The following is a 14,841-nucleotide window of genomic DNA, read 5'->3' on the forward strand; positions in this document are numbered from 1 at the left end:
GTGATCTTTAGGGACGTGTGATGTTTCCCCCCATCGCTTCAATGTCTTGCCAGACTCACCGCCTGGGCTGCAACCACCTTCAGGCCCTTCATCAGCTTCAGCGCGGCGATGGTGCCGCAGCGGGCGCGGTCCACATGCTCGCCAATGTGCTCGGAGATCAGCATGCCCTCGGCTTCGTGCGGCACTTCACGGGTGCCAAAGCCCTTACAGGTCTCGCAGATCGCCATCTTGCCCAGCTTGACGCCGCCACAGCCTGGGCACTTGCGGTCGCACCACCACAGCAGCACGTCGGTCAGCTTGGCGCGGGCATTCTTGATGCCCTGCGCCAGCACCCAGGGCATGAAGCCGGCGCGCGTGTCCACCAGGCGGCTGTACTGCGGCAGGCTGCACAGGATCTGCATGCGGCGCTCCATCTGTCACTGGCCCTCGGCAAAGCGGGCGCCAACCATGTCGAGTCGGCCCCGGCTCTTGCGAGGCAGCTGCTCGGCCACGTGCTGCAACTGCTCCTCGGTCACCCCCTTCACGTCGATCTGTATTCGGTAGGTGCCGGAGGCAGTTTTCTTGGGCTTCGCCATGGGGGAAAAGTGGCGGAAATTGGGGGCAAACGATGTGCAAACATGTATTTCCGCTGCACATGCCACTCTTCGGAACGATCATAACTTGTTGATTTTCATGACTTTGTGCAAAACAAGCACATACCAACACAGCTATTCGGTTCCTTTCTCCGGCACCAAACAAGAAGCCCCAGAATCGCGAGAGTCTGGGGCTTTTTCGTTGGGTCATGCTTGTGGCTTCGCGCCTCCTGCGCGCGCCGCCATCCGCACCGCGAGGGCCGACAGTACGGCGCTGCCGCTCGCCAGCAGGATGGACGATGTGTAGCTGCCCGACAGATCGAACAGCAGCCCCGCCAAGCTCCCCCCGGCCACGGCAGCAATACCGACCGACACGTAGAGCGCACCCAGGATGGCGCCCAGGCTCCGCGTGCCAAACCAGGTGGCAGCCACGGCCGGATACAGCGCGATGCAGCCGCCATTGACCGCACCGAATGCCAGCGCGAATCCCGCCAGGGCCGTGAAGCCTTGCGCCATGGACCACAGCCCGCACAGCAGGGCCAGACTCGCGGTCAGCAGCATCAGAAAGCGCAGCGGCCCCATCCTGTCACCCAGCCGCCCCAGCACCAGACGCCCGAGCACATTGCCGACGCCGATCAGCCCGATCAGCAGATTGGCCTGCGCGGCCGGCAGCCCCTGCTGACGTGCCAGCGGATTGATGTGGATCAGCGCTAGGAACAGGCCGATGGAGCCGAAGAAGATGGCGGCGAAATACCACCAAAAGCGCGCCTGCCGGGCCGCTTGCCCCAGGCCGACGCCCACCACACCTTGGCCCGTCTGCCCCGCAGCCTTGGCGCCGCCGGGTTGGATGCCATCGGGATGCAACCCCAGCTCTTCGGGCCTGCTTCGCAGGGCGGCTGCGGCAGCCAGGCCGGCCAGTGCGATGGCTGCGGCATAGACCTGCATGGTCAGTTGCCAGGACAGATGCTCCATGAGTGCGCCGGCCACCACGGGCCCGAGCAGCGTTCCAAGTCCGGTGCCGGCAAGCGCGATACCCGAAGCCGAACTGCGCCGCAGCACGAACCAGCGCTGAATGGTGGAGACAGCAGGCACGTAGACCAGACCAACTCCCAGCCCGACCAGCGCACAGAAGGCACCCAGGAAAGCCGCCAGCGATGATGTCAGCAGGCTGCTGGCCACAAAGCCCAGCGACAGCAACACAATGCCGGCCGAGGTGACGGTGCGCACCGAGGTCCTGTCGCTCCAGGCGCCCGAGAACACGCCGACGGCGTAGTAGATCAGTGCCGTCAATGAAAAGATGGAAGCCGTGGAGAAGCTGCTGGCGCCGAACTGTGCCTGGATGCTGGCAAAAAACGCCCCGAACGAATAGGCGGCACCAAAAATCAGCGCCAGCAGCACATGGACAGCGCCCACGATGTACCAACCCCGGAACAGCCTGCCTCGGTCCATATGCATCCCCTTGATAGGGCTGACTGTAGTTGTCTATACATGTTCAGACATTAAGTATCAACCCGGAGATCACAGGCCAGCGAGATCACCGGCAGTTGCCCGTCAGAGGTCAGGCAAGCTCAACGAGCCGCCTAACCACCAACGGCTGATCGGTGCTTCGCCTGGAGGCGGCGCCTTCCCTCTGCGCCGGAACCGCGCAGCCTCTCACTTTCAAAGTCAGCCCCGAGCAGCCCCCCTCCCCTCCTTCAGGCATGCGGGACAGCGCCGGGCGCCGGACATCTGGAATCTGCAGTCAGTACCTGGTTTCAGTGATATGTCGCGCATATGCATTGAACAGGTTTTCCAACCATTCGCATCAGACACAGATTTCTCTGTCTTATATTCTCAATTCGCACAATGCTATTGATAACAAGAAATCAATCACTCACCAAAAACCAACAGCAGCATGCTCAATCGACATAATCAACGGCTATTGCAAACGAATTATCAAGAATCATGGGAAATATAAGCATTTACTGATGATCACCAAAAGCACATCTCTTGTCCGCCATCCTCCTCTGAAGAAGAAAATAAATGACCAATGAAATCGCTTGAATCCGGCCACACAACGAAAAACCGCTTCAGCAATTTCTTCTTGAAAATTTCTTACAATCCATCGATATTCCCGCCTACCTGATGCGCTCAGCATCCACTCCAAGCCTTTCCTTCCCGTATTGAATCCATGCTGTTTTCCGGCCAGAATCCGCCGCCCGACATACATGACCAACTGTCTTCCGTTTCAAGGCAAGACCGGGAGATACTCCATGGTCATAAAGCCGTTGCTATATGGCTGACCGGACTTTCGGGGTCCGGCAAATCGACCATCGCCAATGCGCTGCAGGCGCATCTGCACGCAGCCGGCCGGCGTACCTATGTGCTGGACGGGGACAACATCCGCAGCCGGCTGAACCGCGATCTGGGCTTTTCCGAAGAAGACCGGGCGGAGAACATCCGCAGGGTCTCGGAGGTCGCCCGGCTTTTCGTGGATGCGGGCACGATCGTGATCGCGGCCTTCATTTCCCCTTTCCGTAGCGAGCGCGACACTGCCAGGGCTTTGTTCGACAAGGGTGACTTCCTGGAGGTGTTCGTGGATGTTCCCCTGTCCGTTGCCGAGCGGCGGGATCCCAAGGGCCTGTACAGAAAAGCGCGCCGCGGCGAACTGCGTCAGTTCACCGGAATCGACTCGCCCTATGAACCCCCTGTGGCAGCGGAGCTGACCCTGCGCACGGACCAGCTCAGCGTGGCCGCATGTGTTTCGCGCCTGCAGGCGTTGCTGCTGCATGGGCAGCCGACTGCGCCGGGCACGCCCGTCCAGGGCATGGCGCCGCTGATGACCTGTCCCCTGCCACTGGCCAAGGCGCTGCAATGAATGCCAGGCCCGCCCTGCCCTGCGCGCATGAAGACGCCTGTGCCGGCACGCCCCTGTTTGCGCGGCTTGATGCCAGGGTTGCGCTGCAGGCGCTGCGCGACGAGGTGGATGCGCTGCTGTCCTCGCCATGGTGCGACCACGTGAACCACGGCGGCTACGAAGGCGTATGGCGTGTGATGCCGCTGCGCTGCCAGCGCCAGCATGTGGCGGCCCACCCCATTCTCCAGAGCTTCTCCATCGAGGAACCCGAGGAGGATTGGGAGGACCTGCCCCTGCTGCAACACTGCCCCGCCATACGCCAGGTGCTGGAGCAACTGCAGTGCCCGCTGCGCTCTGTGCGCCTGATGCAGCTGAAGGCCGGCTCATCCATCAAGCCGCATCGCGACAGTGGGCTGGGCCTGGCGCATGGCCAGGCTCGGCTGCATGTGCCCGTGCACACACATCCCGATGTGCAGTTCATCGTGGAAGGCCGCACGATCCCCATGGCCGCAGGGGAGCTCTGGTATTTCAATGCCGATGCCACGCATGAAGTGGTGAACCGGGGCACCCGGGACCGCACCCACTTGGTCATCGACTGCCTTGCCAACACCTGGCTGGCAGACAGCATCGGCAAGGGACACGCCCATGCATGAGCTGCAGGAGGCCTTTGCCGAACTGATCGCAAGCCCCCGGCAGCACACCCTGTTCCAGCAGGCCAGGAGCATGGAGTCGCTACTGGTGCAGCTGCGCCTGCTGTGGTGTCTTCCCGCCTGGAACGATGGTCGCCTCATGCAGGCGCTGCAGCAGTTGAACCAGGCGGCTGCCGTGCCAACTGCCGCACTGCTGGCCGGTGGCTGGCTGCCACACAGGTATGAGGCACGCACGCGCAGCATCCTTTGGTGCCTGCCGGACGGCCCCGCCACCGAGCCGTTTCATGACGAGTACATCAGCCGCTGCCTGCAGCGCAGGCTGCTGAACCAGTTCATCCGGCCGCGCACGCCGCTGGCCGGCCTGTGCGCGGAATCCCCTCCCAGGCCCGGGGGCCACCCGCCTGCCGGCTTCATCTTCCACCTCTCGCGCTGCGGCTCCACCCTGGTCTCGGGCTGCCTTTCCGAACTGGACGGCACGCTGGTCCTGTCGGAGCCACCTGTGTTCACCGAGTTGCTGCTGGACAGCTCGCTGGACCGGGCGCAAAAGCGCGATGGCATTGCCGGCCTGGTGTCGGCCATCACCGCGGCCGTGCCGGGGCGCCGTAACCTGGTGGTCAAGTGGAATGCCTGGGACATTTTCCAGTGGGAGCTGCTGCACGATCTCTACCCCGAGGTGCCCGGCCTGATGCTGGTCCGCGATCCTGTGGAGATCCTGGCCTCACACCACAGGCAAGCCGGCCGGCACATGTCGGGCGACCCGTCGCTGGCTGGCGCCGGTCCGGTTTTCTGTTCCGGCAGTGGCAGCCAATCCTTTGTCTCCGTGCTCGACCACCGCATGCGCGTGCTGCAGGCAATGATGGAGCGGATGCGGGATCTGCACGAAAGCCAGGGCGTTCCTGTGCTGCACTATCGCCAGCTGGATGCCGAAGCCATGGGGCAGATAGCCCGGCGCTTCGACCTGCATGCAGGCGAGGCGGCGCGCCAGCGCATCGCCGCACGCCTTCGCCAGCATGCCAAGGCGCTGGACCAGCGCTTCAAGCCTGACGGGCGGGACAAGGCGGCCGTCTTTGGCGAAAGCGAACGCCAGCACATCGAGGCGCGCCTGGGTCCGCTGCACGCACAGCTGCTGCGGCGCGCACAACCCGTGGACGAATAGGCCGCGCCAAAGATCAGCGCCAGCAGCACATGGACAGCGCCCACGATGTGCCAGCCCCGGAAAAAACGGCGAGTCGATCTGCGGCTTTGCCCGTTCCTTCGATTTGCGCAGCACAGATCCTTTGGTGGTCCGCGCTGTGTATGCACGGCTTCAGTCTGAAGCGACACCGCAGGCTGCCGCACTTCACTGACGACAGTGCCTTGCCCAAAGCACGGCACAGACCGCAGCAGCGCCCCTCAGGAAATCACATTCCGGATGAACCGCGTCACGCCTTCGTGCAGGTTCACATAGGCGTAGTCCTGGGCACTGCCGTAGATGGCGTAGTCGCCCGCCTCAATCGTCATCGGGCCTTCGCTCAGGTCCACCAGCAGGCGGCCTTCGACCACGACGATCATTTCATGCCAGCCTTCCGGGTCGGGTTGGGCCTGGTAGCGTTCGCCGGGCCCAAGGGACCAGGACCACAGCTGAGCCTCGCGCGTGGCAGGCACGCTGCCCAGCAGCATGGCCTGGCTTTCGGGCCGGGTGCCGCGCCAGGCCATGGCGTCCATGCGCAGGCGCTGCGCGGCCGGGTCGCTGACGATTTCTATGAAGCTGGCGCCCAGCGCGTCGGCCAGCCTGTCCAGGCTGGACAGGCTGATGTTGGTGTCGCCGCCTTCCAGCTGCACGACCATGCGCCGGCTCAGGCCTGCGGCCTCGGCCAGGGCCGCCTGGCTCAGTCCTGCACGCTGGCGCAGGCGGCGCAGGTTTTCGCTGACGAAAGCCAGGACATCGGAGCGCTCGCCAGCGCTGTGCAATATATTTCTCATATGATCTGCGCAATATGTTGCACACGTCATCTTCTCACAGTTCGCGCACGCCGCTGCTCAGCCGGCAGGAGCTGGCCCTCATCGCCGTCACCATGGTCTGGGGCGGCACCTTTCTCGTGGTCCACCTGGCAATGCAGCACAGCGGGCCGCTGTTCTTTGTGGGCCTGCGCTTTGTCACGGCGGGTTTGATCGGGCTGCTGGTGTTTCGCAAGGCCATGGCCGGGCTCACGCGCACCGAGCTGGTGGCAGGCATCGCCATCGGCGCCAGCATCTTCCTGGGCTATGGCCTGCAGACCTTCGGGCTGCAGACCATCAGCAGCAGCAAGTCGGCGTTTCTGACGGCGCTGTATGTGCCGCTGGTGCCTCTTGTGCAATGGCTGGTGATGGGCAAGCCCCCGCGATTGATGAGCTGGATAGGCATTGGCCTGGCCTTCACGGGACTCATGCTGGTGGCGGGACCGGAGTCCGGCGGCATGGAGTTGAACGTGGGCGAGATGGCAACCATGCTGAGCACGCTGGCCATTGCGGCCGAGGTGCTGCTGATCGGGCATTTCGCGGGCAAGGTCGATGCGCGGCGCGTGACTACGGTGCAGTTGCTGGCTGCCGGCGTCATGGCGCTGCTGGCCATGCCGGTGGCGGGCGAATCCGTGCCCGATTTCTCCTGGGTCTGGCTGTCCGCCGCGGTGGCCATGGCCTGCGCCAGCATCCTGATCCAGCTGACCATGAACTGGGCCCAGAAGTCCCTGTCGCCCACGCGTGCGACCGTGATCTATGCCAGCGAGCCGGTCTGGGCCGGCATCGTGGGACGCATGGCCGGCGACCGGCTGCCGGGGCTGGCCATCCTGGGGGCCGCGCTGATCGTGGGCGGGGTGCTGGTCAGCGAGCTGCGCCTGGGCAGGCAAACACCCAAGCCGTAACGTGCCCCGGCTGCGGCCCCTTGCGTGCTGGGCCGCACCTGTCCCACCCTGCGGCAAGGCCACAGGCGAATTGCTGCGCAGGACAAATCGCGGGGGCATGCCAGGCGCCTCGAAAGCCCGGCCAGGACACTTCTCAGAAGCTCTTGCAAAACGGTATTTTCATAATCAATCAGAAACATCCGAGATCAAATAAGCTATTCCTAGGATAAATCCATTTCCTCAATAATCCTAGGACAACTCTGAAAATCCGATTTTCATCAAAAATATCATTACAAAACGCAATCAACCCTTTAGATTCCGCTTTTGAAAACAGGCAAGCCATTCATCGGCTTGATGGTCATTCAATTCAGGAACTCATGAAAGGGCGATGGCATGCAAAAGCGTGGCACGGGGAATCGACGGAAATTGGCCGGCTTTACGGCAGCAATGGCAGCCAGCTGCACAATCGTTTTGGGAACAGGTGGCACCGCATGGGCCGCCTCGGCAGGGGAAGGTCGCGGCTATGCGCTGGAAGTGAAGGCCGGCGTTCCATTGGTAGACCTCGGGCTGGATATCCCGCTGGTAGATACCGGACTGCAGAGTGCGCCGCCGGCGTTCAATGTCTCCGGGAAAATGCTTGCTGCAGACATCGGGGGCGCCACCGACAGCTTGATTTCATTGAAGGCGGGTGTGCTCTCGGCAAGCACCGGGAGCTCGCTGGCGCAAAACCGCGTCGAAACAACCGCAGGCATCAGTGACATCAACCTGTCCATCGCTGGCGTCGTGGCCATCAAGGCTGATGTGCTGCAGTCCCAAGTGCATGCAACCTGCGTCAATGGCGCCGTCCAGCCCACCGGGGCCGCGACCATCGCGAACCTGAGCATCTCCGTGCTCGGTATCCCTGTCCCAATTCCACTGAATCCATCCCCCAATACCGGACTGAATACCGGAATCCTGGAAATCGTTTTCAATGAGCAAACTCCCGTGGATGGGGGAATGGAAGTCAATGCCCTGCGCATTGGCGCGAAAATACCCACCCTCGCCGACATCAACCTCGTCTTGGGCCATTCGCAAGCCTCGCTTGCCGACTGCGCCGCAGCGCAAGGGGATACCACGCCACCTGCGGTAGACATCACCACGTCCCCGGTGATCAATGCAGACAACCAGGAGGCCTACATCGTCGCAGGCAGTTGCACCGCGGGCGATGGCAATGTGAAGGTGACCATCGGCACGGCCCCGAAGTTCGTGACCATGACGACGGCCTGCAATGCAGCCGGAGCCTGGACGGCACCGGCTGCCAATGTGGCCAGCCTGCCCCTGGGTCCGGTGGACATCACGGCCACCCAGACCGATGCGGCCGGCAACACCGGCACGCGAAGTGTCATCACCACCAAGACCACGGCCGCAGCCACGGACACGACGGCACCCCTGGTCGCGGTGGACAACGCAGCCGCGATCAATGCCGGCAATGAGCACGGCTACACCGTCTCGGGCACCTGCACGGCCGGCGATGGCGATGTCAGGGTGCGCATCGGCACGGCGCCCAACTCCGTGGAAGCCATCGCAGCGTGCGGCAGCAACGGCCAATGGACCACTGCCGCCACCGACCTGGGCGGGCTGCCTGCGGGCACGGTGCCCATCCAGGCCAGCCAGACCGATGCGGCTGGCAATACAGGGACCGCCAATGTCTCCGTCACCAAGGCAGACACCACGCTGCCTGTGGTCACAGTGGACACCGCGCCCCAGATCAATGCTGACAACCAGGGCGCCTACATCCTCTCTGGCACCTGCACAGTCGGCGCAGGCAACGTCACGGTGACCATAGGCACGGCGCCCAACGCGGTGGTGGCCACTGCGCCCTGCGACAGCAATGGCCATTGGACCACCCCCGCCACCGACGTGAGCACACTGCCTGCGGGCACGGTGGGCATCCATGTGGCGCAGACCAATGCCGCCGGCAATTCGGGCACGGCCGATGCCACGGTCACCAAGGTCGATACCACGCCGCCCACCACGCCCTCGGTCACGGTGGTGAATCCTCCCACGATAGACGCGGGCAACCAGGGCGGCTACATCCTCTCTGGCACCTGCACGGCCGGCGGCGGCAGCGTGACGGTGAACATCGGCACGGCACCCAAGGCCGTGGTGGTGACCGTGCCCTGCGATGGCAATGGCCACTGGACCACTCCTGCCACAGACGTGAGCGGCCTGCCCAAGGGATCGGTGACCATCACGGTCACCCAGACCCAGGCGACGGGCGATGTCGACTCAAGCACTGCGACCACCACCAAGACCACGCCTGGCGCGGACGATGCCCCAGGCAGCGACTCCGTCGCAGCCATCCCCGTGGGCGGGGCCTGGGCCTCCCTGCTCCTGCTGGGCGCGGCGGCGCTGGGACTGCGCCGCCGTGGCAGGCAGCCGGGCCCGCAGCGCTCCGGGCGGCACCACGATTGACGTAGTTGCCACCATCAAAGGCGCCACGGCCGTGGCGCCTTTTTGCGTTGGGCCTGCGCAAGGCATGGAGCGGCCTTGATGCGGCCTTGATGGCGTTGTGCGCAAACACAATCCGCCCTTGAGGCAGCCGTCCCTAGAGTCAAGGCCTCACAACAAATGGCTTCCCGATGAAGCCGCGCCGCCATGAGACCTGTCGCCATCCTCCAGCACGAATCCGCCCAGGGCCCCGGCGTTCTGCGTGAACACCTGGAGCAGCAGTGCATTCCCTACCGACTGTTGCAGCCCGCCCTCGATGGCACAGCCCCTGTGCACGCCGCCGATTACAGCGGCATCGTGGTGCTGGGCAGCAACCACAGCGTGAACGAGGGCCTGCCGTGGATGGAGGATGAACAGGCCCTGCTGGCCGATGCGCTGCGCAGCGACATCCCCGTGCTCGGCCACTGCTTTGGCGCACAGATGCTGGCGCGTGCCATGGGCGCCAGGGTCTGGCGCAACCCCTGCCCCAACATTGGCTGGAGCCGCATCTGGGTGACGGCCGCCGCCCAGCAGGTCATGGACCTGCCGCGCGAGGCGACGATCTTCCATTGGCACTACGACACCTTCGAGATCCCGCGCGGCGCCGTGCGCACCATGTACGGCAGCCACTGCCTGAACAAGGGCTTTCGCCACGGCCGGCACTGGGCCTTGCAGGGCCACATGGAAGTGACCGCCGCCAGCGTGGCTGCCTGGTGCACCGAAGGCCATGACGAGCTGCTGCGCGCACGCGGCCCCGCAGCGCAGACCGAGAGCGAGATCCTGCGCCACCTGGACCTGCGCATTCCCGTGCTGAACGCCCTGGCCCACCGGACCTACCGGGCCTGGACGGCGCAGTTGCAGCGCCCGGTGGTCGTGAACCTGGGCGTGGCCAGCCGATAGCCCTCCCCGAAGCGGACGCCCCGGTGAATACCCGGGGAGCGCTTGACGTGGCGTTTGCACGCAGGGAAACTTTCGATACGAAATAAAAAACTTTCGAATCGAAAGAATCCATGCAGGACCAAGGCAACAGTTCACTCAAGCGCAGGCTGCAGATCGTGGAGCTGGCGCGCAAGACCGACGAGGTGCGGGTGGAGGCGCTGAGCGTGCTCTTCGGCGTCTCCACCGTCACCATCCGCAACGACCTGCACTACCTTGAGCAGCAGGGCTATGTGGTGCGCGCCTTCGGCAAGGCGCGCTACAACCCGGCCCTGCTCAAGACGGCTGCCGAGCTGCCCGGCGCCCCTGCCGCCGCGCAAGGCCCGGCGCAGGCCCAGGTGGCCCAGGGCGCGCTGGGCTGGATCGAGGACGATGCCTCGGTCTTCCTGGGCAGCGGCCGCATCACCCACCGCGTGCTGCCGTTGCTGGCCAGCCGCCAGGGCATTGCGCTGACGCTGCACGACCTGGCCATGGTGGCGACAGCGCGGCAGTTTCTCGATTGCGCCATTCACGTCACGGGCGGCGCGCTGGCCGGCGACGAGCCCGGCCTCATCGGCCCCGGGGCGGAAGCGGGTCTGCGGGCCCGGCCGCTGGACATCTGCCTGTTCGAGATCTGCGGCATCGACGACCGCAACCGCCTGCTGTGCCGCGACCCAGGCGCGGCTCGCCTGTATTCGGCAGCCGTGGAGCACAGCACCAAGGCCGTGGCGCTGGCCCTGGATCTGGACAGCACCACGGGCGGGCATCCGGTCTGCGACATCGCCCAGATCGACGGCCTGTGCGCCCACCAGGACATGGAGCCGGGCGCCTTCGATCTGCTGGCGCACCACCGGCTGCAGGCCACCCGCAAGGCCGAGGGCCGCATCGAATTCGCCAGAACCTGAGTTTTCCACAACGACAGAGGGAGGGAGACAGCCATGGACCGCAACACGTTTCTCCGGCGCATGCTGGCCGGCGCATTCACATTCGGCCTGCCGGCCAGCCCGGCGCTTGCACAGCCGGGCCCCGGCCCCAACCCTGCCCGCACCCTCGGCGTGTCCCTGCTCACGCAGCAGCACCCGTTCTACCTGGAGCTGGCCCAGGCCATGCAGCAGGAAGCCGCGCGGCAGGGGCTGAAGCTGGACCTGAGCATTGCCAACCAGGACCTGGGCAAGCAGATCTCCGATGTGGAGGACTTCGTCAGCAAGAAGGTGGATGCCATCATCCTGTCGCCCGTCGATTCCCGGGGCGTGAAGGCCGCCGTGCTCAAGGCTGCCGCCGCCCGCATTCCCGTGATCACCGTGGACATTGCGGCCAGCGGGGTCGAGGTCGCATCGCACGTGGCCACCGACAACCGCGCCGGCGGCGTGCTGGCCGGCCAGCTCATGGGCCGCGCCACGGGCGGCAAGGGCCAGATCGGCGTGCTGCACTACCCGTCCATTCAGTCCGTGGTCGATCGCGTGGAGGGTTTCAAGGCCGCCATCGCCACCTTTCCCGGCATGAAGATCGTCTCCGTGCAGCCGGGCATCACGCGGGCCGAGGCCCTGGCCGCTTCGCAGAACATGCTGCAGGCCCACCCCGACCTGGCAGGCATCTTCGGGTTTGGCGACGACGCGGCCCTGGCTGCACTGGCCAGCGTCAAGGGCGCAAGAAAGCTGGAGCAGGTCAAGATCGTCGGCTTTGACGGCATGGCCGAGGCGCGCGCGGCCGTGGACCGGGAGCCGGCCTTTGTGGGCGTGATCCGCCAGTACCCCGACCAGTTGGGACTGCAAGCCGTGGCCATTGCCGCGCAGCTGCTGCAGGGCAAGCCGGTGGAGAAATTCCACCCCGTGCTGCCCGGCGTGTACACGGCTGCCGCCAGGTAAATGGACCTGCGGAGCCCGCCATGCCAGGCCCCACTGCACACAGCCACCCAGGCCGTGCCATGCTCGACGCCGTTGCGCCGCCCCCCATGCTCGAGGCCCGGGCGCTGGCCAAATCCTTCGGCGCCGTGCAGGCACTCAAAGGCGTTTCCTTCCGCCTGCGCGCAGGCACGGTGCACACGCTGCTGGGCGAGAACGGGGCCGGCAAATCCACCCTGCTCAAGATCCTGGCCGGCGTGCACCGGCCCGATGGCGGCCAGCTGCTGATCGAGGGTGCCAGCACCGAGCTGGCCAGCCCCGCCGATGCGCAGCGCCACGGCATCGCCATCGTTCACCAGGAGCTGAGCCTGGCGCCCAACCTCAGCGTGGCGGACAACCTGTTCGCCGCGCGGCTCCCGCAGCGGGCCGGCTGCGTGGACCGCCGCGCACTGCGCCGCGACGCCGCCGCGCTGCTGGCCCGCCTGGGCATGGACCTGAACCCCAACGCGCAGGTGGCCGAACTGTCCCTGGCCCAGCGCCAGCTGGTGGAGATCGCCAAGGCGCTGTGCCAGCCCGCGCGCATCGTCATCATGGATGAGCCCACGTCCTCGCTCAGCGACAGCGAGGCGCAGATTCTCTTCACCCTCATCGCCCGCCTCAAGGCCGAAGGGCGCGCCATCATCTACGTCTCGCACCGCATGGACGAGATCATGCGCATCTCCGACCAGATCACCGTCATGCGCGACGGCAGCTCCATCTGCACCCTGGCGCGGGACGAGACCGACATCGGGGCGCTGATCGCGCTCATGGTGGGGCGCCAGATGCAGGACATCTATCCGCCGCGCGGCCCCGCCCCTGACCGCAGCACGCGCGCCCTGCTCCAGGTGCGCGGCCTGGGCCTGGCCGGGCGCTTCGAAGGCATTGACTTCGAGGTCCACGCGGGCGAGATCGTGGGCTTCTTCGGGCTGGTGGGCTCGGGCCGGTCCGATGTCATGGATGCGCTGTTCGGCATGCACCGCTGCACGGGCAGCATCCTCATGCACGGCCGGCCGCTGCGCCTGCGCTCGCCTGCCGACGCCATTGGCCAGGGCATGGCCTTCGTGACCGAGAACCGCAAGGAGCAAGGCCTGGTGCTGGACCAGTCCGTGCAACACAACATCTGCATGGTGCAGGTGCACAGCGGGCGCGGCGGCGCGCTGCTGACCGACGAGGCCGCCGAGCAATCGCTGGCCCGCGCCTGCGTGCAGCGGCTGAAGATACGCGTTGCCGGCCTGCACCAGCCCGTGCGCCAGCTGTCGGGCGGCAACCAGCAAAGGATCGTGTTCGCCAAATGGCTGGCCATGCGGCCCTGGCTGCTGGTGCTGGACGAGCCCACGCGCGGCATCGACGTGGGCGCGAAGTTCGAGATCTATGCCCTGATCCGCGAGCTGGCAGCGGCCGGCACGGCCGTCATCCTGGTGTCGTCGGAACTGCCCGAGGCACTGGCCATGAGCGACCGGCTGCTGGTCATGCGCAACAAGCGCCTCGTCCAGAGCCTGGACACCCTCCATCTGCGCCAGGAGACCGTGATGGCGCACGCCACCGGAGCAGGACTGCCATGACCCCTTCCGAACTGAGCATCACCGCGTCTGGCTCCTCCAAGGCCTCCAACGCCGCCGACGCCGCCGAAGGCATCCCGGACAGCCAGGAAACCTGGCGAGACGGCTTGCGAGGTGGCTGGCGATCGCTGCGGCGCCACGCCGGCACCCTCATGGGCCTGGCCGCCCTGGTGCTGCTGTTCTCCCTGCTGTCGCCGGCCTTTCTGACGGGCGGCAACCTGCGCAATGTGCTGCTGCAGGTGTCCATCATCGCCATCGTGGCCTTCGGCATGACCTATGTGCTGCTCCTGGGCGAGATCGACCTCTCGGTGGGATCGGTGGTCGCCCTGGCCGGCAGCGTGGCCGGCCTGATGCTGGGCCAGGGCCTGGCGCCCGCCCTGGTGCTGCCCGCCGTGCTGCTGTGCGGCCTGCTGCTGGGGGCACTCAATGGCTCGCTGTCGGCGCTGCTGCATCTGCCGTCCTTCATCGTGACGGTGGCGACCATGGGCATCTTCCGGGGGCTGGCCTATATCGTCGCGGGCGGCATGCCGGCGCCGGTGGACAACGAGGCCTTTCTGTGGATCGGCAACGGCGAATGGCTGGGCATGCCCGTGCCCATCTGGATCCTGGCCGCACTGCTGGCCGCCAACCACTTCGTGCTGGCCCGTACCGTCTTTGGCCGCAAGACCTATCTGGCAGGCGGCAATGCCGAGGCGGCCACCTATGCGGGCATACGGGTGGGGCGGCTGAAGATCGCCATCTTCATGCTGTCGGGGCTGATGGCGGCCGTGGGCGGTCTGCTGCTCACCTCCCGCCTGTACTCGGCACAGCCCAACGCGGCCATGGGCTGGGAGCTGGACGCCATTGCCGCCGCCGTGCTGGGCGGCACGCGCCTGGCCGGAGGCCACGGCAGCGTTGCGGGCACCTTGATAGGGGCGCTGATGATCGGCGTCATCAACAACGGCATGAACCTGATGAGCGTGCCCTATTTCTATCAGCTCATCGTCAAGGGCAGCGTGATTCTGGTGGCCGTGTGCATCGATGTGCACAGCAGGCGCAGGCGCTGACGCATGGGCCGGCGGTGCAGCGAACGGCGCACGGGGTTTGATTCCAAAGGGAGGGA

General features: G+C 65.5%; 15 protein-coding genes. 10 read left to right on the forward strand and 5 right to left on the reverse strand.

Features of this window, described 5'->3' with window-relative positions; translation table 11 throughout:
- Nucleotides 1–38: 38 nt before the first annotated feature.
- The 3 genes from DELCS14_RS17410 to DELCS14_RS17415 all read right to left on the reverse strand — a co-directional run bounded on the left by DELCS14_RS17410 (nt 39) and on the right by DELCS14_RS17415 (nt 2,021).
- On the reverse strand, nt 39–401 hold the full coding sequence (locus DELCS14_RS17410; RefSeq protein ID WP_013802826.1) for a hypothetical protein: 363 nt from the start codon (nt 399–401) through the stop codon (nt 39–41).
- A gap of 15 nt (nt 402–416) precedes the next feature.
- On the reverse strand, nt 417–575 hold the full coding sequence (locus DELCS14_RS31320) for a hypothetical protein (RefSeq protein ID WP_013802827.1): 159 nt from the start codon (nt 573–575) through the stop codon (nt 417–419).
- 204 nt (nt 576–779) lie between these two features.
- Nucleotides 780–2,021: an MFS transporter gene (locus DELCS14_RS17415; RefSeq protein ID WP_013802828.1), complete on the reverse strand. Its 1,242-nt coding sequence runs from the start codon at nt 2,019–2,021 to the stop codon at nt 780–782.
- Nucleotides 2,022–2,742: 721 nt separating this feature from the next.
- Here DELCS14_RS17415 and cysC point away from each other — a divergent pair.
- From cysC to DELCS14_RS17430, 3 genes are read left to right on the forward strand one after another with little or no spacing between them, the layout of a single operon-like run.
- Nucleotides 2,743–3,429 carry an adenylyl-sulfate kinase gene (cysC, locus tag DELCS14_RS17420; protein WP_013802829.1) on the forward strand — a complete coding sequence of 229 codons (687 nt, stop codon included), beginning with the start codon at nt 2,743–2,745 and terminating at the stop codon, nt 3,427–3,429.
- Complete coding sequence (locus tag DELCS14_RS17425) at nt 3,426–4,061, forward strand: aspartyl/asparaginyl beta-hydroxylase domain-containing protein (protein WP_013802830.1); 636 nt, start codon at nt 3,426–3,428, stop codon at nt 4,059–4,061. Before cysC ends, DELCS14_RS17425 begins: the two co-directional genes overlap by 4 nt.
- Nucleotides 4,054–5,214, forward strand: a complete 1,161-nt coding sequence (locus DELCS14_RS17430) for a hypothetical protein (RefSeq protein ID WP_013802831.1) — start codon at nt 4,054–4,056, stop codon at nt 5,212–5,214. Before DELCS14_RS17425 ends, DELCS14_RS17430 begins: the two co-directional genes overlap by 8 nt.
- Before the next feature lie 236 nt (nt 5,215–5,450).
- Here DELCS14_RS17430 and DELCS14_RS17440 read toward each other — a convergent pair whose 3' ends face one another.
- Nucleotides 5,451–6,020, reverse strand: coding sequence for an XRE family transcriptional regulator (locus tag DELCS14_RS17440; protein WP_013802832.1), 570 nt, complete (start codon nt 6,018–6,020; stop codon nt 5,451–5,453).
- 14 nt (nt 6,021–6,034) lie between these two features.
- Between DELCS14_RS17440 and DELCS14_RS17445 the strand changes: the two genes are divergently transcribed.
- Nucleotides 6,035–6,937 (forward strand): DMT family transporter, encoded by a 903-nt coding sequence (locus DELCS14_RS17445; protein WP_013802833.1) that lies wholly within the window; start codon nt 6,035–6,037, stop codon nt 6,935–6,937.
- Nucleotides 6,938–7,591: 654 nt separating this feature from the next.
- On the opposite strand, the gene DELCS14_RS31325 is transcribed toward DELCS14_RS17445, so the two are convergent.
- Entirely contained in the window at nt 7,592–7,984 is a 393-nt protein-coding gene (locus DELCS14_RS31325) for a hypothetical protein (RefSeq protein ID WP_228676782.1), read from the reverse strand.
- On the opposite strand from DELCS14_RS31325, the gene DELCS14_RS17450 reads away from it, so the two are divergent.
- The 6 genes from DELCS14_RS17450 (at nt 7,976) to DELCS14_RS17475 (ending at nt 14,785) form a co-directional block, all read left to right on the forward strand.
- Nucleotides 7,976–9,370 carry a hypothetical protein gene (locus DELCS14_RS17450; RefSeq protein WP_228676783.1) on the forward strand — a complete coding sequence of 465 codons (1,395 nt, stop codon included), beginning with the start codon at nt 7,976–7,978 and terminating at the stop codon, nt 9,368–9,370. The genes DELCS14_RS31325 and DELCS14_RS17450 overlap by 9 nt on opposite strands.
- Before the next feature lie 183 nt (nt 9,371–9,553).
- Nucleotides 9,554–10,285 carry a type 1 glutamine amidotransferase gene (locus DELCS14_RS17455; protein WP_013802835.1) on the forward strand — a complete coding sequence of 244 codons (732 nt, stop codon included), beginning with the start codon at nt 9,554–9,556 and terminating at the stop codon, nt 10,283–10,285.
- A 110-nt stretch (nt 10,286–10,395) separates the two neighbouring features.
- Entirely contained in the window at nt 10,396–11,205 is an 810-nt protein-coding gene (locus tag DELCS14_RS17460; RefSeq protein WP_013802836.1) for a DeoR family transcriptional regulator, read from the forward strand.
- Between the two features lie 33 nt (nt 11,206–11,238).
- Entirely contained in the window at nt 11,239–12,165 is a 927-nt protein-coding gene (locus DELCS14_RS17465) for a substrate-binding domain-containing protein (protein WP_013802837.1), read from the forward strand.
- Nucleotides 12,166–12,185: 20 nt separating this feature from the next.
- Nucleotides 12,186–13,742 carry a sugar ABC transporter ATP-binding protein gene (locus tag DELCS14_RS17470; protein ID WP_013802838.1) on the forward strand — a complete coding sequence of 519 codons (1,557 nt, stop codon included), beginning with the start codon at nt 12,186–12,188 and terminating at the stop codon, nt 13,740–13,742.
- Complete coding sequence (locus tag DELCS14_RS17475) at nt 13,739–14,785, forward strand: ABC transporter permease (protein WP_013802839.1); 1,047 nt, start codon at nt 13,739–13,741, stop codon at nt 14,783–14,785. The genes DELCS14_RS17470 and DELCS14_RS17475 overlap by 4 nt, the downstream gene beginning before the upstream one ends.
- The last annotated feature ends 56 nt before the right edge of the window (nt 14,786–14,841 follow it).

This window comes from Delftia sp. Cs1-4, assembly GCF_000214395.1.
GTDB classification, from domain to species: Bacteria; Pseudomonadota; Gammaproteobacteria; order Burkholderiales; family Burkholderiaceae_C; genus Comamonas; species Comamonas acidovorans.